Source organism: Burkholderia territorii (assembly GCF_001718335.1).
Lineage (GTDB): Bacteria > Pseudomonadota > Gammaproteobacteria > Burkholderiales > Burkholderiaceae > Burkholderia > Burkholderia territorii.
The window spans coordinates 1,873,310-1,892,381 of sequence record NZ_CP013366.1 but is presented as its reverse complement, the minus strand read 5'-3'; the positions used below and the strand labels follow the sequence as shown (position 1 = coordinate 1,892,381).

Annotated in this window: 17 protein-coding genes; 10 read left to right on the top strand and 7 right to left on the bottom strand. The window is 66.7% G+C overall.

All coding sequences use genetic code 11. The features are described from left to right. Positions 1-9: 9 nt before the first annotated feature. Together WS51_RS19300 and WS51_RS19295 are read right to left on the bottom strand one after the other, a co-directional pair. The gene (locus WS51_RS19300; RefSeq protein WP_059502150.1) at positions 10-813 is read right to left on the bottom strand and encodes an ABC transporter permease; all 804 of its coding nucleotides are present in this window, start codon (positions 811-813) and stop codon (positions 10-12) included. Next, on the bottom strand, positions 810-1,511 hold the full coding sequence (locus WS51_RS19295; RefSeq protein WP_059849098.1) for an ABC transporter ATP-binding protein: 702 nt from the start codon (positions 1,509-1,511) through the stop codon (positions 810-812). The genes WS51_RS19300 and WS51_RS19295 overlap by 4 nt, the downstream gene beginning before the upstream one ends. 152 nt (positions 1,512-1,663) lie before the next feature. Between WS51_RS19295 and WS51_RS19290 the strand changes: the two genes are divergently transcribed. Both WS51_RS19290 and WS51_RS19285 read left to right on the top strand, forming a co-directional pair. Continuing rightward, a complete protein-coding gene (locus WS51_RS19290) occupies positions 1,664-3,961 on the top strand; it encodes an AsmA family protein (RefSeq protein ID WP_069230018.1) in 2,298 nt (765 codons plus the stop codon). 131 nt (positions 3,962-4,092) lie between these two features. Further along, on the top strand, positions 4,093-5,685 hold the full coding sequence (locus WS51_RS19285) for an ABC-F family ATPase (protein ID WP_059451421.1): 1,593 nt from the start codon (positions 4,093-4,095) through the stop codon (positions 5,683-5,685). A 225-nt stretch (positions 5,686-5,910) separates the two neighbouring features. On the opposite strand, the gene WS51_RS19280 is transcribed toward WS51_RS19285, so the two are convergent. After that, positions 5,911-6,957, bottom strand: coding sequence for a zinc-dependent alcohol dehydrogenase family protein (locus WS51_RS19280; protein ID WP_069229660.1), 1,047 nt, complete (start codon positions 6,955-6,957; stop codon positions 5,911-5,913). A 133-nt stretch (positions 6,958-7,090) separates the two neighbouring features. Here WS51_RS19280 and WS51_RS19275 point away from each other — a divergent pair, with 133 nt between their 5' ends. Next, a complete protein-coding gene (locus WS51_RS19275; RefSeq protein WP_059451419.1) occupies positions 7,091-7,555 on the top strand; it encodes an Lrp/AsnC family transcriptional regulator in 465 nt (154 codons plus the stop codon). A gap of 34 nt (positions 7,556-7,589) precedes the next feature. Here WS51_RS19275 and WS51_RS19270 read toward each other — a convergent pair whose 3' ends face one another. Beyond that, positions 7,590-7,955, bottom strand: a complete 366-nt coding sequence (locus tag WS51_RS19270; RefSeq protein WP_059451418.1) for a hypothetical protein — start codon at positions 7,953-7,955, stop codon at positions 7,590-7,592. A 268-nt stretch (positions 7,956-8,223) separates the two neighbouring features. Here WS51_RS19270 and WS51_RS19265 point away from each other — a divergent pair, with 268 nt between their 5' ends. From WS51_RS19265 to WS51_RS19255, 3 genes are all read left to right on the top strand, one after another. Then, positions 8,224-9,660: an aldehyde dehydrogenase family protein gene (locus tag WS51_RS19265; protein WP_059849096.1), complete on the top strand. Its 1,437-nt coding sequence runs from the start codon at positions 8,224-8,226 to the stop codon at positions 9,658-9,660. Between the two features lie 129 nt (positions 9,661-9,789). After that, positions 9,790-10,980, top strand: coding sequence for an NAD(P)H-dependent flavin oxidoreductase (locus WS51_RS19260; RefSeq protein WP_059451607.1), 1,191 nt, complete (start codon positions 9,790-9,792; stop codon positions 10,978-10,980). A 65-nt stretch (positions 10,981-11,045) separates the two neighbouring features. Then, on the top strand, positions 11,046-11,687 hold the full coding sequence (locus tag WS51_RS19255; RefSeq protein WP_059451416.1) for an OmpW/AlkL family protein: 642 nt from the start codon (positions 11,046-11,048) through the stop codon (positions 11,685-11,687). 75 nt (positions 11,688-11,762) lie between these two features. On the opposite strand, the gene WS51_RS19250 is transcribed toward WS51_RS19255, so the two are convergent. Further along, positions 11,763-11,966: a DUF1289 domain-containing protein gene (locus tag WS51_RS19250; protein WP_027784516.1), complete on the bottom strand. Its 204-nt coding sequence runs from the start codon at positions 11,964-11,966 to the stop codon at positions 11,763-11,765. Positions 11,967-12,327: 361 nt separating this feature from the next. On the opposite strand from WS51_RS19250, the gene WS51_RS19245 reads away from it, so the two are divergent. From WS51_RS19245 to WS51_RS19230, 4 genes are all read left to right on the top strand, one after another. Next, positions 12,328-13,422, top strand: coding sequence for a polyamine ABC transporter substrate-binding protein (locus WS51_RS19245; RefSeq protein ID WP_059544735.1), 1,095 nt, complete (start codon positions 12,328-12,330; stop codon positions 13,420-13,422). An 86-nt stretch (positions 13,423-13,508) separates the two neighbouring features. Further along, positions 13,509-14,669, top strand: a complete 1,161-nt coding sequence (locus WS51_RS19240) for an ABC transporter ATP-binding protein (protein ID WP_059451414.1) — start codon at positions 13,509-13,511, stop codon at positions 14,667-14,669. Next, complete coding sequence (locus tag WS51_RS19235) at positions 14,666-15,595, top strand: ABC transporter permease subunit (RefSeq protein WP_069229659.1); 930 nt, start codon at positions 14,666-14,668, stop codon at positions 15,593-15,595. The genes WS51_RS19240 and WS51_RS19235 overlap by 4 nt, the downstream gene beginning before the upstream one ends. Continuing rightward, positions 15,592-16,413, top strand: coding sequence for an ABC transporter permease subunit (locus WS51_RS19230; protein ID WP_059451412.1), 822 nt, complete (start codon positions 15,592-15,594; stop codon positions 16,411-16,413). The genes WS51_RS19235 and WS51_RS19230 overlap by 4 nt, the downstream gene beginning before the upstream one ends. An 85-nt stretch (positions 16,414-16,498) precedes the next feature. On the opposite strand, the gene WS51_RS19225 is transcribed toward WS51_RS19230, so the two are convergent. Together WS51_RS19225 and WS51_RS19220 are read right to left on the bottom strand one after the other, a co-directional pair. Continuing rightward, on the bottom strand, positions 16,499-18,109 hold the full coding sequence (locus tag WS51_RS19225) for an RICIN domain-containing protein (RefSeq protein WP_069229658.1): 1,611 nt from the start codon (positions 18,107-18,109) through the stop codon (positions 16,499-16,501). Positions 18,110-18,247: 138 nt separating this feature from the next. Beyond that, positions 18,248-19,054: a sulfite exporter TauE/SafE family protein gene (locus WS51_RS19220; protein ID WP_069229657.1), complete on the bottom strand. Its 807-nt coding sequence runs from the start codon at positions 19,052-19,054 to the stop codon at positions 18,248-18,250. Positions 19,055-19,072 lie beyond the last annotated feature (18 nt).

Genomic DNA, 19,072 nt, shown 5'->3' with positions numbered 1-19,072 from the left:
CGGCGCCGGTCAATGCGCGCGTTCCTCGAGGCGCGATGCAAGAAAGCGGTGATCGGCCGAGAACAACCGGCGATACGTCATCAGCACCGCGCCAACGGTGCCGAGCGCGGACGCCGCGGCGATCAGGAACATGATCACGATCTGGTAGCGCACGGCCTGCAGCGGCGACTGGCCCGCCAGCACCTGGCCGGTCATCATGCCCGGCAGGCTCACGACGCCGACGACGGCCATCTGGTTGAGCGTCGGCAGCATGCCCGCGCGCACGGCCTGCCGCGCGGCGTCCTGCGCGGCTTCCCAGCGTGTCGCACCGAGCGCCAGCGCCGTCTCGACGCGGTCGCGTCGTGCGGTCAGTTCTTCCATCATCCGTTCGACGCCGAGCGACACGCCCGTGAGCGTATTGCCGAGGATCATCCCGAGGATCGGGATCGCATATTGCGGCGTGTACCAGGGATGGATGCGGATCACGACGAACAGGCCGACGGCTGCGACGAACCAGCTGCTGAACCAGATCGACGCGATGCTGTCGACGCGCTGTCCGCGATAGGTGCGCTTGCCTCGGCCGGCGCCCGCGAAGCCTGCAATGAGCGTCATCAGCGCGGTGAGCGGCAGCACGACGGTCCAGTGCGGATGGCCGAACACCCAGCCGAGCACGTAGCCGATCGCCAGCAACTGCACGACGGTGCGCACGGCGGCGAGCGCGAGCTTGCGCCCGAGGCCCAGCGACAGCGCGGCCGAGATTGCGCCGTTGACCGCGACGAGCGCGGCGGCGATGCCGACGTCGACGAGACTCAGGTCCTGGAGTGCCGGGCTCATGGCTGCGCCTCCGTCGCGTTCGCGGCGTGCAGCACGCCGGCCTGCATCACGAGCCGCATCGTGCCGATCCGCGCGGCTTGCGCCGGATCGTGCGAGATCCACATGTACGCGCGTGCATCGGATGCCGCATCGAACCACGCGCCGACGAGCGCTTCGATCGCGCGCGTCGAGTCGGGGTCGAGCGCGGACGTCGGCTCGTCGAGCAACAGCACGTCGGGGTCGAGCTGCAGCACGCGCAGAAGTGCGGCGATCTGCGCTTCGCCGCCCGACAGTTCGCTCGCCCGCTTGTCGAGGAAATCGGCGCCGCGACCGGCGCGTGCCGCGAGCGCTTCCGCGCGGGCGCGGTCGAACGTCACGTCGCGATAGATCGCGAGTGAATACGGATAGCGCAATTGCGCTTCGACGGTCCCGTCCATCTGCGCGGGCCGCTGGCGCACGTAGGCGACGCTGCGCCGGTAGCGCGGAATTGCCGCGCGCCTGATCCGCTTGCCGCGCCACAGGATATGACCGCCGTCGAGCGGGTCGAGCAGCGCGAGCGCGCGCAGCAGCACGCTCTTGCCGGAGCCCGACGGTCCCGTGATAGCAATTCGCGATCCCGCGGCGAGGCTGAAATCGGTCGGCGCGAGCAGCGTCTTGCCGCTGCTGGCGTCGCGGCGCGTAATGTGCTGCGCATCGATGATGCCGTTCGAGGCTGTCATGTCACAGATGAAAAAAAGCGTTAACGGCGCCGAAGCGTTGCCGCGGCGTGCGCCATAATACCCATTGAAAAGCCGCCGGTGTCGTGCTTCGTTCGCTCACGCAAGTGGCCCGACATGGCGTGCAAACTTTGCAGAACAACAACGGAACCGCCATGACGCTAGCACGAGCCATCGGCAAATCGGCTGCCTGGATCGTCGGTATCGTCGCACTGATCATCGCGGCGGCCGGCATCTTCATCGTCACGTTCGACTGGAACCGCGCGAAACCGTGGGTCAACGAACATGTGAGTACCGCACTTGGCCGCCCGTTCGCGATCAACGGCGATCTCAAGGTCGGCTGGCGCCGCCCCGACGGCGAGACCGGCTGGCGCGCATGGGTGCCCTGGCCGAGCTTCTCCGCCACGCAGCTCGAGATCGGCAACCCCGACTGGGCGAAAGGGCCCAAGTTCGTCACGCTCGATGCCGCGCATTTCGATCTCGCGATTCTTCCGCTCCTCGCGCACGAAATCGTCATTCCGTCGATCAACGTCGTCAATCCTGCCGTCGACCTCGAGCGGCTCGCCGACGGCCGCAATACGTGGACTTTCCAGTTCAAGCAGTCGTCGCAGCCGTCGCCGTGGAAGGTGCGGCTCAACAGCTTCGGCTTCGCGAAGGGCGTCGTCACGTATCGCGATGCGATCACGAAGGCCGATCTGACGGTCGCGATCGATACGCTCGGCCAGCCGATTCCGCTGGGCGACGTGCTGAAGGAGCAGGAGCAAACGTCGCGCGCGGCATCGGCGCAGCGCATCGGCAAGAGCGGTGCCGCGCGAATGAGCGCGAAGGCGAAGGCCGAGGCCGCGTCGGGTGCGTCGGCGGCGCAAGGCACGAGCGGGGCATCGGCCGCGGCGGCGCCGGGTGCGTCCTCTGCCGCGCCGGCTGCTTCGGGTTCGTCCGCGTCGAAGGCCGCAACGGCGTCCGGCGCGAGCGGTGCGTCCGGTGCGTCGGGCGCCGCTGCGCCCGCGAAGCCGGCGGGCCCGACGTATGCGTTCGGGTTCAAGGTCGACGGCCGGTACAAGAACGTGCCGATCAGCGGCACCGGCAAGGTGGGCGGCGTGCTGGCGCTCGAGAACACGACGCAACCGTTCCCGCTGCAGGCCGACGTGAAGGCCGGCGACACGAGGCTCGCAATCGTCGGCACGCTCACCGACCCGACGCATCTCGCGGCACTGGACCTGCGTCTGTGGCTGCAGGGCACGTCGATGTCGCACCTCTACCAGATCACCGGCATCACGCTGCCGGACACGCCGCCGTATGCGACCGAGGGGCGCCTGATCGGCAACATCAAGCAGCACGCGAGCACGTTCCGCTACGAGGACTTCAACGGCCGCGTCGGCGGCAGCGACCTGCGCGGTACGCTCACCTGGGCGCAGCGCGAGCCGCGGCCGAAGCTGTCGGGCGAACTCGTGTCGAATCTGTTGCAGTTCTCCGATCTTGCGCCGGTCATCGGCGCCGACTCGGCCGCGAGCAAGGCCAAGCGCGGCGACACGACGCGCCAGCCGCCGGACCGCGTGCTGCCGGTCGCGACGTTCCGCACCGAGCGCTGGAGCGCGATCGACGCGGACGTGAAGTTCACCGGGCGCAAGCTCGTCAAGAGCGCACAGCTGCCGATCACGAACCTGTACACGCACATCCTGCTGCAGGACGGCGTGCTGTCGCTCGAACCGCTGCAGTTCGGCGTCGCCGGCGGCACGCTCGCGACGAACGCGCAGCTCGACGGCAGCCGCACGCCGCTCAAGGGCCGCTTTACGCTGGCCGCGCGTCACCTGAGGCTCAAGCAGTTGTTCCCGACGCAGAAGGTGATGCAGACCGCGCTCGGCGAAATCAACGGCGACGCGTCGCTGTCGGCGACCGGCAACTCGCCGGCCGCGCTCGCGGCGACATCGACCGGCGAAGTGAAGGCGCTCGTCACGAATGGCCGCATCAGCCTGCTGCTGATGGAGGCGGCTGGCCTGAACGTCGCCAACGTCGTGTACGAAAAGCTGTTCGGCACCCGCGACGTGAACATCAACTGCGCGGCGATGGACTTCGTCGCGAACGACGGCATGCTCGAGCCGAAGGTGTTCGCGCTCGATACGGACGACGCGCTGATCAACGTCGACGGTCCGATCAACCTGCGCGACGAATCGCTCGATCTGAAGATCCATCCGCATACGAAGGGTTTCCGTGTCTTCTCGTTGCGCTCGCCGTTGTACGCGAAGGGCACGTTCAAGAACCCGAAGGTCGGTGTCGATGCCGGCGCGCTCGCGCTGCGCGCCGGCGCGATGGTCGGGCTGGGCCTGATCAACCCGTTCGCGGCGCTGATTCCGCTGATCGCGCCGAGCAACAACCGCGACGTGCCGTGCTCGGAGCTGTTCGGGCAGATGAAGGCCAAGGCGGCGCAGAAGGCGGCGGTGAAGGCCGGCAAGTGACGTGGGCGAGGCAGGGTCGGTGCCGTACGCGCCGGCCCGGCTGGCGGGGCCGGATCGGGGTGGTCGGCAGTTTCTCCGACACCTGCTAAAATACACGGTTTTCCGTCGATTTCTCTCTTACGGGACCTGCCGTGCTTTCTACTGCCAACATCACGATGCAATTCGGGCCGAAGCCCTTGTTCGAGAATATCTCGGTCAAATTCGGCGAGGGCAACCGCTATGGTCTGATCGGCGCGAACGGCTGCGGCAAGTCGACCTTCATGAAGATCCTGGGCGGCGACCTCGAGCCGAGCGCCGGCAACGTCGCGCTCGAGCCGAACGTGCGCCTGGGCAAGCTGCGCCAGGACCAGTTCGCGTATGAAGACGTGCGCGTGCTCGACGTCGTGATGATGGGCCACACCGAGATGTGGGCCGCGATGACCGAGCGCGACGCGATCTACGCGAATCCGGAAGCCACCGACGACGACTACATGCACGCGGCCGAACTCGAAGGCAAGTTCGCCGAATACGGCGGCTACGACGCCGAGGCGCGCGCGGGAGCGCTGCTGCTCGGCATCGGCATCGAGGAGAAGTTCCACAACGGCACGATGGCCGACGTCGCACCGGGCTGGAAGCTGCGCGTGCTGCTCGCGCAGGCGCTGTTCTCGAAGCCGGACGTGCTGCTGCTCGACGAACCGACCAACAACCTCGACATCAACTCGATCCGTTGGCTCGAGCACACGCTCAACGAGTACAACTCGACGATGATCATCATCTCGCACGATCGTCACTTCCTGAACTCGGTGTGCACGCACATGGCCGACATGGACTACGGCACGCTGAAGGTCTGGCCGGGCAACTACGACGACTACATGCTCGCATCGGCACAGGCGCGCGAGCGCCAGGCCGCGGCGAACGCGCGCGCGAAGGAGCGCGTGGCCGAGCTGCAGGACTTCGTGCGCCGCTTCTCGGCGAACAAGTCGAAGGCTCGCCAGGCAACGAGCCGCGCGAAGCAGATCGACAAGATCAAGATCGAGGAATTCAAGCCGTCGTCGCGCCAGAACCCGTTCATCCGCTTCGAGTTCGACAAGAAGCTGCACAACGTTGCGGTGGTGGCCGAAGAGATCACGAAGAAGTACGAGCGCACGATCTTCCAGAACTTCAACCTGTCGGTGCAGCCGGGCGAGCGCATCGCGATCATCGGCGAGAACGGCGCGGGCAAGACGACGCTGCTGCGCTCGCTGCTCGGCGCGCTGCCGCTCGATCACGGCACGGTGAAGTGGTCCGAGAACGCGAATGTCGGCTACATGCCGCAGGACACGTACGAGGAGTTCCCGGACGACATCACGCTGATGGACTGGATCGACCAGTACCGCAAGGACGGCGACGACGAAACGATGGTGCGCGGCACGCTGGGCCGCCTGCTGTTCTCGTCCGACGACATCAAGAAGTCGGTGAAGGTGCTGTCCGGCGGCGAGAAGGGCCGCATGATCTGGGGCAAGCTGATGCTCGGCCGCCACAACGTGCTGCTGATGGACGAGCCGACCAACCACATGGACATGGAGTCGATCGAGTCGCTGCAGATCGCGCTCGAGCAGTTCGAAGGCACGCTGATCTTCGTGTCGCACGACCGCGAATTCGTCAGCGGCCTCGCGAACCGGATCATCGAAGTGCGCACGGACGGCACGCTGTTCGACTTCGGCGGCAATTACGAGGATTTCCTCGCGAGCCAGGGGCAGGAGTAATTGCCCGGGCTGCCAGGCCCGATCTGATGTACCGGAAGCCCGCCACGCGCAAGCCTGGCGGGCTTTTTCGCATCCGGGCGCGGCCACCCGTCGAGCATCGTCGAATCCATGGCGAATGGGCGTTGCGAACCGTTCGTGCGCGAAATGCAAAACGCGGAACAGGCAGCCGCGGCGACGGCGACGGAAGCACGCTGTCGCCATCGCCGGCGTTAACGCCCGGCCGCGTCAGTCCGAAAAGTCCGTCACGACCGTTACGCCGGCGCCTTCGAACCGGTTCATGTTCATCAGCGCGTCGATCGACTGGCCGAGACTGATTTCCTTGCCGATCAACCGGCTCGGCGCGAGCGTGCCGGCATGAATCATGTCGAGCATCGCGTCGTATCGATGCGCCTGCATCCCGTGGCTGCCGAGAATCTCCAGCTCGTGCGCGATGACCTTGCTCATCGGCACGGCCGGTGTCGCATGCTCACCGAGCATCAGCCCGACCTGCACGTGCTTGCCGCGCCGGCGCAGATTGCTGATCGAATTGAAGCAGGTGGTCGGATGACCCAGCGCATCGAGCGACACGTGTGCGCCGCCGCGTGTGATTTCCCTGACCGCATCGACGACGTCGGCGACTTGCGACGCATTGACGGTCGCCGCTGCGCCGACCGATCGCGCGAGCGCGAGCGCCTCGTCCGAAATGTCGATCGCGACGACGTTCGCACCGATCGCATGCGCGATCATGATCGCCGACAGACCCACGCCTCCGCAGCCGTGCACGGCGACCCATTGGCCGGCGGACGTGCAGCCCTGGTCGACCACCGCGCGAAACGACGTCACGAAGCGGCATCCGAGGCTTGCCGCGGTCGGAAAGTCGAGCGCATCGGGCAGGCGCACGAGATTCAGGTCCGCGTGATGGATGCCGACGTATTGGGCGAACGAGCCCCAGTGCGTGAAACCCGGCTGGAACTGCTGCTCGCAGACCTGCTGGTTGCCCGAGTGGCACTCCGGGCAGCGGCCGCAGCCGGCGACGAACGGCACCGTGACGCGGTCGCCGGCTTTCCACCGCGTGACGGCCGCACCGGTCGCGACCACGACGCCGGCCAGTTCGTGGCCCGGCACATGCGGCAGCACGATGTCCGGATCGTGCCCCATCCAGCCGTGCCAGTCGCTGCGGCACACGCCGGTCGCCTTCACTTCGATCACGACGCCGTCGGGTGCCGGCGTCGGATCGTCGACGTTCATCAGCCGCGGCGCGGCGCCGAACGCTTCATAGATAACTGCTTTCACGATCTCCTCCTGAGTCGAATGACTCTTTCAATATATCGTGGCAGAAACGGGTTTATCTTTCGTTTTTCGATTGAGAAGCGGCGGTTTGTGAGATAGCCTTGCGATCATCGCGCGATTGCCGCAAGGAATTTTCATGGAACAACTCGACAGGATCGATCGCGGCATGCTCGACATGCTGCAGCAGGACGGGCGCGTGTCGAATGCGCGACTCGCCGAAGCGTTCTCGCTGAGCGAGACGTCCTGCTGGCGCCGCCTCAGGCGGCTGGAGGAGGCGGGGTTGATCGCGGGATATCACGCACGGCTCGACCGCAGAAAGCTCGGGTTTGGCGTGATGGCGTTCGTGCAGATCGTCTGCACGCAGCACGGCGAAGAAGTGACGGCCGAGTTCGAGCGCCTGATCCAGGCCAGCCCCAACGTGCTCGCGTGCGACAACACGACCGGCGAGGCGGATTTCCTGTTGCAGGTGGTGGCAGCCGATCTCGACGACTACAGTCACTTTGTCGAACGGGTGCTGCGCAAACTGCCCGGTGTGCTGAGCATTCGGTCGAACCTGTCGCTGCGGCAGCTGAAGTCGACGCAGCGGTTGCCGATCGCGTGACGGCGCGCAACGGCGCTCGCGCGTGCGCGAGCGGTCAGTCGGCCAGTCGCTTGTCGGCGAGCGCCTTGCAGCAGTCGTCGTACACCCACTGCACGAGCTTCGCCCGGTAGTCGAGATCGTCGGTATCGACGATTTCCTCGACCGCGTCGCGCGCCCACGACGCGTCGACGAAATCGGCGTGCCGCTTGGCGATGTCCTGTGCCAGCGCGGCCAGCTTCGCGATCGCGAGCCAATCGCATTGCCGATGGTGGCGGTCGAGCCAGCGGTGCGCGGCCTTCACCTGGAACGATGCGTCCGGCCAGGATTCGTTCAGGTAAAACGCCCCGAGATTGCCGCAGGTGAGCCAGCACAGCAGCTCCAGGCGATCTTGCGAACCGAGGTTGTTGGGTGCATCGGTCATGGCAGCGCTCACGAAAGCATCGATTCCGGATGGCGCGGGCTGCAGCAGCCGGCGCCGATAGTAAAAACATAGCACGATGGTGGCCGCGTGGCGCGGCCTCGTGGTGCCAAGGCGTGGCGCGGATGCCGCGGTTGCCGGCGGCGGGCGCCCGCCGCTCGATCGCTGGCGTCCGCGCGGGCCGTTCGGCGACGCGCGAGGCCCCGTTTCGCGTCGTCGCCGCGCCATGCCGCAGTCGTTAGAATGGCCGTTTTCCGGGAGACAGGAAGCGATGAAAATCTACGATCAGTTCTATATCGACGGTGCATGGCGCAAGCCGGCCGGAACGGGCACGATCGACGTGATCGACTCGGGCACCGAAGCCGTGATCGGCCGGATTCCCGAGGGCGTGGCGTCGGACGCGCAGGACGCGATCCGTGCGGCGCGCGCGGCGTTCGACGCATGGGCCGCGACGCCGGCCGCGACGCGCGCGGGCTATCTGCGCAAGATCGTCGAGCGTCTGCAGGCGCGCAGCGAGGAACTTGCGCAGTCGATCACCGGCGAAGTCGGGATGCCGATCAAGCTGTCGCGCGCGATCCAGGTCGGCGGCCCGATCTACAACTGGAAGGCCTACGCGAAGCTCGCCGAATCGTTCGAATTCGAAGCGACGGTCGGCAACTCGCTGGTCGTGCGCGAGCCGGTCGGCGTCGTCGCGGCGATCACGCCGTGGAACTACCCGCTCAACCAGATCACGCTGAAGGTCGCGCCGGCGCTCGCGGCCGGCTGCACGGTCGTCCTGAAGCCGTCCGAAGTCGCGCCGCTCAACGCGTTCATGCTCGCCGAGGCGATTCACGAAGCGGGGCTGCCGCCGGGTGTGTTCAACCTCGTGTGCGGTTATGGCCCGGTGGTCGGCGAGGTGCTGGCGAGCGATCCGGACGTCGACATGGTGTCGTTCACGGGTTCGACGCGCGCCGGCAAGCGCGTGGCCGAGCTGGCGGCCGCGGGCGTGAAGCGCGTCGCGCTCGAGCTGGGCGGCAAGTCGGCATCGGTGATCCTCGATGATGCGGATTTCGCGGCGGCGGTGAAGGGCACGGTGAACGCGTGCTACCTGAACGCGGGCCAGACCTGTTCGGCGCACACGCGGATGCTGGTGCCGCAGGCCCGCTACGACGAGGCGCGCGCGATCGCCAAGGCGGCAGCCGAAGCGTATGTCGCGGGCGATCCGCGCCTGGAAACGACGCGCCTCGGCGCACTCGCATCGGCCGCGCAGCAGCAGCGCGTGCAGGCCTACATCCAGCGCGGAATCGACGACGGCGCGGAACTCGTGACCGGCGGCACGGGCCTGCCGGAAGGGCTCACGAAGGGCTTCTTCGTGAAGCCGACGGTGTTCGGCCGCGTCGATCCGAAATCGACGATCGCGCAGGAAGAGATCTTCGGGCCGGTGCTGTCGATCATCACGTATCGCGACGAGGACGAAGCCGTGCGCATCGCGAACGATTCGCCGTACGGGCTCGGCGGCGCGGTATGGGCCGGCAGCGACGAACGCGCGATGCGCGTGGCGCGCCGCATCCGCACGGGCCAGGTCGACATCAACGGCGGCACGTGGAACGGCGCCGCGCCCTTCGGCGGCTACAAGCAGTCGGGACACGGCCGCGAGAACGGCGTGTACGGGCTCGAAGAGTATCTCGAGTACAAGTCGATGCAGTTCAAGCCGGCCAGTCCCGCCTGAGCGTTTCGCAGCGCATGACCCGCAACGGCACGCTCGCGTGCCGTTTTTTTATTGACGGCCGTCAAGGTGCGCGCCGGTGGATGCGTCGATCATCGCGTTTCCGATTTCCGATGTTTCGACGAGGTTCAGATGACCGCACGCACTTCCTTCCCGCCGCTCACGATTCGCGGCCGCACCTTGCTGCCCGTGGTGCAGGGCGGCATGGGCGTCGGCATCTCCGCGCACCGCCTCGCGGGCAGCGTCGCGCGCGAAGGCGCGCTCGGCACGATCGCGAGCATCGACCTGCGCCACCATCACGCGGATCTGCTCGCGCGCTGTCGCGCGAACCCCGACCGGGCGACGCTCGAGGCCGCGAACCTCGACGCGCTCGCGCGCGAGATTCGCCTCGCGAAGACGTACAGCGAAGGGCGCGGGATGATCGCGGTCAACGTGATGAAGGCGGTGAGCGCGCATGCGGACTACGTGCGCGTCGCGTGCGACGAAGGCGCGGACGCGATCGTGATGGGCGCCGGCCTGCCGCTCGATCTGCCCGATCTCACGCACGGCCACGACATCGCGCTGATCCCGATCCTGTCGGACAGCCGCGGGATCGCGCTGGTGCTGAAGAAGTGGATGAAGAAGGGCCGGCTGCCCGATGCGATCGTGATCGAGCATCCCGCGCATGCTGGCGGCCATCTCGGCGTCACGCAGATCGACGACATGCACGATGCGCGCTTCGATTTCGCGCGCGTGCTCGACGAGACCGCGCAGGTAATGGCGTCGCTCGGCCTCGCGCGCGATGCGATCCCGCTGATCGTCGCGGGCGGGATCAACAGCCACGACACCGTGCGTGCGGCGCTTGCGGCCGGCGCGAACGGCGTGCAGGTGGGGACGCCGTTCGCGGTGACGGAGGAAGGCGATGCGCATCCGAACTTCAAGCGCGTGCTGGCCGATGCGCTGCCCGAGGACATCGTCGAATTCGTGAGCGTGACGGGGCTGCCGGCGCGCGCGGTGAAGACCCCCTGGCTCGATCGCTACCTGCGCAACGAAACGCGCATTCGCGACAAGCTCGGCGCGTTCAAGCAGCGCTGCCCGACCGCGCTCGAGTGCCTGAGCGTCTGCGGGCTGCGCGACGGCATCGAGAAGTTCGGCCATTTCTGCATCGACACGCGGCTCGCAGCCGCGCTGCGCGGCGATGTCGCGAACGGGTTGTTCTTCCGCGGCCGCGAAGCGCTGCCGTTCGGCAATGCGATCCGCAGCGTGCGCGATCTGCTCGACCTGCTGCTGACCGGCCGTGCGGCGGAGCCTGCGACAAACCGTCCAATGTTTACGCTGGCTTGACGGATATCAAGACGGCCCAAAGACCCTACGTGGAGAATGGAATACATTCTACAGGGGTCCGTATCATGCAAAAAACGATTCGAACATGTGTCACCGCTGCCGCAGTCGCGGCGAGCCTCGCCACGATGCCGTCGCTGTCGCACGCGGCGTCGCCGGGCGACGGGATCAACCAGGGTGACGTACTGGTCCGGCTGCGCGCGATCAGCATCCAGCCGAACGAGCGCGGCAGCGACACGCTCGGCGCGATCAACACCGGCGTGAACAACGCGATCGTGCCGGAGCTCGACTTCACCTACATGATCCGCGACTACCTCGGCGTGGAGCTGATCCTCGGTACGTCGCGGCACCAGATGACGTCGAGCCTCGGCAATCTCGGCGGCGTGGGCGTGCTGCCGCCGACGCTGCTGCTGCAGTACCACTTCAATCATGCCGGCAAGGTGCGGCCGTACGTCGGCGCGGGCCTGAACTACACGTACTTCTACAACAACGGGCTCAACGTCGGCGGGGAGGGCGTGTCGATCAACAAGAGCAGCTTCGGTCCCGCGCTGCAGTTCGGCGTCGACGTGCAGTTGACGAAGAAGGTGTTCATGAACGTCGACGTGAAGAAGATCTGGATGAGCACCGATGCAACGCTCGGCGACAAGGGCATCGGCACGCTGCACATCGATCCGCTGATCGTGGGCGTGGGCGTCGGGATGAAGTTCTAGACGCGAGCGAAAAAGAACAGAGTTGGGGTTGGCGGCATGGCAGTCGGCATGCCGCTCTTTTTTTGTCCGGCGGGTTTACAGCTTGTCGTACTGAAAGCGCATCGCGGTGCCTTCGCGCGTGATGCGTTCCCACACCGCGCGTTTCTCGTCGTCGCTCAGGAACACCCAGTTCGACACTTCGCCGGCCGTGCGGCCGCAGCCCTTGCAGACTTCGTCGAAGAGGGTCGAGCACACGCCGATGCAGGGGCTGTCGGGCAGGTCGTGGAGATTGGAGGCCATCGGAAGGGTTCGCGCGTTGAATCGTCAGGGCGTCATTTTAATGCATCGGGATGACGCGGCCCGGCCGCGATGCCGGCGGTGCGGCGGCGGCCCGTCCGGACGGTTTCGCGGCCGCCTTCTTTTCCCGATGGACAGACGCCGATTACCCGATAGAATTCCCCCGGAGCGCCCCGCTGCGCGGGCCGTGCGAGCGGCCGGCGGCGCGAATCTGTTCCGTTTGCGCGACACCGGCATGATTTTTTTGTGACGGAGCGCGAATGGTGGTAGCGTTCGGGGTTTTCGAGGGGCGGCGCGCCTGAATGCGCCGCCATGACGAGGCAGACGGCAGCCGGGCGACGCGTCCGGCCGGAGGGAGAACGGGATGAAAGCAAAGGTAGTGGGCCGGTTCGCAGCGCTTGCGCTGTGTGTGGGTGCATCGGCGGCGGCGGCGAAGGATACGCAGCTCAATGTCTATAACTGGTCCGACTACATTGCGAAGGACACGATCCCGAACTTCGAGAAGCAGACGGGCGTCAAGGTTCGCTACGACAACTACGACAGCGACGACACGCTGCAGGCGAAGCTGCTGACGGGCAGCTCGGGCTACGACATCGTCGTGCCGACCAGCAACTACGCGGGCAAGCAGATCGCGGCGGGCATCTTCACGCCGCTCGACAAGTCGAAGCTGCCGAACCTCAAGTACCTCGATCCGCAACTGATGGCGCTCGTCGCAGGTGCGGACCCTGGCAACAAGTACGCGGTGCCCTGGGCGTACGGCACGACCGGTCTCGCATACAACCTGACGAAGGCGCAGCAGGCGCTCGGCAAGGTTCCGCTCGACAACTGGGACATCCTGTTCAAGCCGGAAAACATCTCGAAGCTGAAGACCTGCGGCGTATCGGTGCTCGACGCGCCGGACCAGATGTTCGCGGCGGCGCTGCACTACATCGGCAAGGATCCGATGAGCACGAACCCGGCCGACTACAAGGCCGCGATGGACGTGCTCAAGAAGATCCGCCCGTACATCACGCAGTTCAACTCGTCGGGCTACATCAACGACCTGGTCGGCGGCGACATCTGCTTCGCGTTCGGCTGGTCGGGCGACGTCGTGATCGCGAAGCATCGCGCGATCGAGGCGAAGAAGCCGTACAAGGTCGAGTACTACATTCCGAAGGGCGGCGCGCCGGTGTGGTTCGACGTGATGGCGATCCCGAAGGACGCGAAGAACAAGGAAGCGGCGCTGCAGTGGATCAACTACATCGAGGATCCGAAGGTGCACGCGGCGATCACGAACGCCGTGTACTACCCGAGCGCGAACGCCGAAGCCCGCAAGTACGTGCGCCCGGACGTCGCCAACGATCCGGCCGTCTACCCGCCGGCCGACGTCGTGAAGACGCTGTTCCTGCTCAAGCCGCTGCCGCCTGAAATCCAGCGCCTGCAGACGCGTCTGTGGACCGAGTTGAAGTCGGGCCGCTGACGCGAGCCGGAGTGAGCCAGCAGTCATGAAGCCCCTGGTGCCCCCGGGGGCTTTGTTCGTCAAACGCAGGAGAGAAGCAGCACATCATGAATAGCCAGTCGGGCGTGCCGGTTGCGGGCGCGCCGTCCTTCGTTCCTTCGTCCGGCGCCGATGCGCGCGCCGAGAACTTTGTCCAGATCGTCGACGTCGTCAAGAAATTCGGCGAGACCGAAGTGGTGCGCAACGTGAACCTGACGGTTCGGCAGGGCGAGCTGTTCGCGCTGCTCGGCAGCTCGGGTTCCGGCAAGTCGACATTGCTGCGGATGCTTGCCGGCCTCGAGACGGTCACGTCGGGCAAGATCCTGATCGATGGCGAGGACCTCGCGCAGATGCCGCCGTACAAGCGGCCCGTAAACATGATGTTCCAGTCTTATGCGTTGTTCCCGCACATGTCGGTGGAATCGAACGTCGCATACGGCCTGAAGCAGGAAGGCACGCCGAAGGCCGAGCTGAAGGAGCGCGTGGCGGCTGCGCTCGAGCTCGTGCAGATGAGCAAGTACGCGAAGCGCAAGCCGCACCAGCTGTCGGGCGGCCAGCAGCAGCGCGTCGCGCTCGCGCGCTCGCTCGTCAAGCGCCCGAAGGTGCTGCTGCTCGACGAGCCGATGTCGGCGCTCGACAAGCAGATCCGCCAGCGCACGCAGATCGAGCTCGTCAACATCCTGAAGAAGGTCGGCGTCACCTGCATCATGGTCACGCACGACCAGGAAGAGGCGATGACGATGGCGAACCGGCTCGCCGTGATGAGCGAAGGCCAGATCGTGCAGATCGGCACGCCGAACGAAGTCTACGAATATCCGAACAGCCGCTTTTCGGCCGAATTCATCGGCTCGACGAACCTGTTCGACGGCGTCACGGTCGAGGACGAACCCGACCATGTCTACATCGAATCGCCGGAGCTGCCGAGCCGGCTGTACGTGAGTCACGGCATTACGGGCCCGCTCGGGATGCCGGTCACGGTGTCGGTGCGCCCCGAGCGGATCGCGCTCACGCGCAAGCCGCCCGAAGGCGCGTTCAACTGGGCGCGCGGCAAGATCACCAACGTCGCGTACATGGGCGGCTATTCGCTGTATCACGTGAAGCTCGACGCGGGCAAGACGGTGATCGCGAACGTGTCGAGCCTCGCGATCACCGAGCTCGACACGCCGGCGCTCGGCGACGAGATCTACGTGCGCTGGAGCGCGACCGCAGGCGTGGTGCTGACGTCATGAACGCGCTCAAGTCCCTGCTCGCATGGCCGGTGCGGCGCTTCAACCTGACCGGCGGCTCGGCGGTCATCGCGGGGCCGTATACGTGGCTTGTGCTGTTCTTCCTCGTGCCGTTCGTGCTGGTCGTGAAGATCAGTTTCGCGGAGCTGCAGCTCGGCATTCCGCCGTATACGGAACTCGCGTCGTACGCGGACGGCGTGGTGCACATCGCGCTGAACCTGTCGCACTACGCATTCCTGCTGTCGGACAGCCTGTATTTCGCGACCTACGTGAATTCGGTGGTGGTCGCCGCGATCACGACGCTGCTGTGCCTGCTGATCGGCTATCCGATGGCGTACTACATCGCACGTTCGAACCCCGCGACGCGCAACCTGCTGATGATGGGCGTGATGCTGCCGTTCTGGACGTCGTTCCTGATCCGCGTGTACGCGTGGATCGGGATCCTGAAGAACAACGGTCTCCTGAACAACTTCCTGATGTGGATCGGCCTGACGCACACGCCGATCGAGCTGTATCGCACCAACTACGCGGTGTACATCGGGATGGTGTATTCGTACCTGCCGTTCCTCGTGATGCCGCTGTACGCGCATCTCGTGAAAATGGACCTGCGTCTGCTCGAAGCCGCGTACGACCTCGGCGCGAAACCATGGAAGGCGTTCGTGCAGATCACGCTGCCGCTGTCGAAGAACGGGATCATCGCGGGCTGCCTGCTGGTGTTCATCCCGGCGGTCGGCGAGTACGTGATCCCGGAACTGCTCGGCGGCGCGAACACGCTGATGATCGGCCGCGTGATGTGGAATGAATTCTTCAACAACGCAGACTGGCCGATGGCGTCGGCCGTGACCTGCGCGATGGTGCTGCTGCTGCTCGTGCCGATGGCGATGTTCCAGCACTTCCAGGCGAAGGAGCAGGAGGGCCGCCGTCGATGAAGCCGAATCGTTACCTGCAGTTCGCGGCGCTGTTCGCCGGCTTCGCGTTCCTGTACATCCCGATCATCAGCCTGATCGTCTATTCGTTCAACGAGTCGAAGCTCGTCACCGTGTGGTCGGGCTTCTCGTTCCGCTGGTATTCGGCACTCGTGGAGGACGACGAACTGTTGACGGCCGCATGGCTGTCGCTGAGGATCGGCGTGCTGACCGCGTTCGCGTCGGTGTTCATCGGCACGTGGGCCGGCTTCGTGCTCGCGCGGATGGGCCGCTTTCGCGGCTTCGCGCTGTTCAGCGGGATGATCAACGCACCGCTGGTGATCCCCGAGGTGATCCAGGGCATCTCGTTGCTGCTGCTGTTCATCGAACTGGCGAAGTGGATCGGCTGGCCGGCCGAGCGCGGCGTGTTCACGATCTGGCTGGGCCACGTGATGCTGTGCATCTCGTACGTCGCGATCATCGTGCAGTCGCGCGTGCGCGAACTGAACCCGTCGCTCGAGGAGGCCGCGCTCGATCTCGGTGCGACGCCGCTGAAGGTGTTCTTCACGATCACGCTGCCGCTGATTTCGCAGGCGTTGATCGCGGGCTGGCTGCTGTCGTTTACGCTGTCGATCGACGACCTCGTGCTGTCGGCGTTCCTGTCGGGCCCCGGCTCGACGACGCTGCCGCTCGTCGTGTTCTCGCGCGTGCGCCTCGGCCTGAACCCGGAAATGAACGCGCTCGCGACGCTGTTCATCGTCGCGGTGACGGCCGGCGTGGTGATCGCGAACTTCGTGATGCTGCGCCAGGAACGCAAGCGGACGATGTCGTTCGCGACGTAACGCGCGCGGCTGTCGCCATAAGAAAACGCCCGGTGCCGATGTCGAGTCGGCCCGGGCGTTTTCCTTGTGTACCGCGCCGAGGCGCTCAGTACGTGAAGCTCTTGCCGGGCGTCCTCCACACGGCCGTGGCCGCCGAGCATGCCTGCAGCGTCAGCGCACTGCCGGCCGGCGCGAGGCAGCGACCGGTGGCCTGCGACACGAGTTGCGCGGTGCCCGGCAGCGTGCCGGCCTTGACCTGCCACTGCTGGCTCGCCGTACCGGGCACGCAGGTGCGCAGCAGCGCGCCGTTGGCCGAGCCGGGCGCCTGCGCGGTGAGGCAGTAGCTGTACTTGGTCTGCAGCGTGCCGTCGCCCGCGACGACCCACAGTTGCGGATTGAAGTGCGTGCCGCCGGATGCGCGCACCGATGCGAGCGTCGGGCACGTGCCGAGCGTCGCGACGCTGCCGTCGGCCAGGCCGCCCGACGCCGTCAGGCACGCGCCGCCGCTTTTCAGGAGGCCGGCGGCCGATTGCTGCGGCCCGCCGATGAGCGTGGCGACGCCGTTCGCTTGCGACGCGTTTGCATAGCTCGCCGGACACGACTTGTTGACCGTGACCGAGGGTACCGGGACCGGCACCGCGTTGCCGATCGCGTCATACGCGCGAATGCTGAACTGCGCGTCCGTATGCGCGATCGACGCGCAGCTCGTGCGGCTCGAGTTCCAGTCGAAATATTCGACCCACTGGCTGATCCAGCCGACGGGCACCTGCGTCTGCGTGGTGCCGACGTAGATGCTGCCTATATCGAAGCTGTCGCCGGTTGCACCGTTCGTCACGTCGGTCACGTTGCTCCTGAACCAGCCGGGGCCCTGGCTCGTGTCCGGCGTGATGCGGAACCGGTACGTGTGGCCCGCGTGCCACTCGTAGCGATAACGGCATTGCGCGCCGGCGCTGCCGTCGGTTGCCGAGCCGCTGACCGTGCAATAGCTGCCCGCGCCGATGCCCGCGCTCGCGGGCGTGCCGGGTTTGGCGGCGGTCGCGCCCCACAGGCTGAACAGGAACTGCTTGCCGACGCCTTCGCTGGCCGACACCAGCTCGGTCGACTGCAGGCCGGTGTAGCCGTTGAGCGAACCGATCTGGTTCGACCAGAAGACGTTCGAGTTCGGGCCCGGGTCCGTTGCCGGCGTGATGAACAGGTCGAGCGTGCCGACGCTGCGTACCGTCGACGGGAACCACGTGTCGCTGTAAAGCCCCGGCGTCGAGCCGAGGAAGCCGGACAGCGTCGGCGCGCTGGCGGCCGTCAGCGTCGCGAGCCCTGCGGCCGTATCGGCCGTGATCGTGAAGCTGCGCGCGCCTGCCGGCGGCAACGCCGAGACCGGCGGCACACCCAGCGTGAAGCCGAGCGTGCACGTGCCGCCCGCCGGCACCGTCATGCCCGACAACGCGATGCGCGACGTGCCGTCGTCGGTGAGCGTGCCGCCGCACGTGCTGGTGAGGCTGCTCGCGCTGAAACCGGATGGCATGCCGATGAAGAGCCCGGCGGCAGCGGGCGCCGTGCCGGTGTTGGCGAGCTTGAGCGTTGCCTTGTCGGTTCCGCCGACCGACGGGGAGAGACTGGCGAGCGTCAGCGTCGCCGTATAGGCGGATGCGGCTAGCGCGGTGAGCGGTGTCAACAGCAGTGCGGCAAGGGCCGCGCTTCCTCGTTTACCGATGTGCATGACCGGACTCCGTTGTTCTTGTTGATGTTGACGCGCCGGGCAGCGGCGCGCGGGGAGTCTAGCATGCGGATCGCGGCGGTTTTGCGACGGCGGGGGCGGCTCCGGCGCCGGACGCGGAGGCGATTGCCGCGCCCAGGTTCATGCGCCGAACGCCGCCTTCGCGAGCAGCCCGAGCGCGACGCAGACAAGCACGGCCGCGAAACCTGCCTGCACCTGTCGCGCGGACAGGTGCCGCGACGCGTTGCGGCCGATCGCCATCCCGACGGCGGTCGCGACGGTGAACCACAGCATCATGTCGAGCGGCGCGCGCGTGCCCGACACGAGCGTCGCGAGCACGCCGCCGGTGCCGACCAGCGCGATCACCATCAGCGACGTCGCGACCACGCCGTGCATCGACACGTTCGTGAACTTGCGCAGCATCGGCACGATCACGAAGCCGCCGCCGACACCGAGCAAGCCCGTCATCAACCCCGTCACCGCGCCGGTCGACGCGAGCGCGAGCCCGACCGGCCAGGACCACACGAGCCGGCCGGTATCGGGATTCACGCGGCCGACGCACAACCGCGACTCGTCCGCGTCGCCGGGCGCGCGGCGCAGTGCCTGCCGCAGCAGGCGGCCCGCGACGACCAGCATCGTCAGCGCGAACAGCGCCAGCAGCACGCGTTGCGGCAGCACGTGCGCGAGTTTCACGCCGAGCGTCGTGAGCGGCACGCCGGCCACGGCCATCAGCAGCGCCGCCCGATAGCGCACGAGCCCGCGGCGAAACCCTTCCAGCGCGCCGAGTGCGGCGCTGCCCGCGACCGCGACGAGCGCGACGGGCGTGGCCTGCTGCATCGGCCAGCCCATCCCGACGACGAGCGCGGGCACCGCGAGAATGCCGCCGCCCGCGCCGGTGAGGCCGAGCACGGCGCCGACGAGGCTGCCGAGTACGAGGGAAATCAGCATGGTGTCATCGAGCTCCGG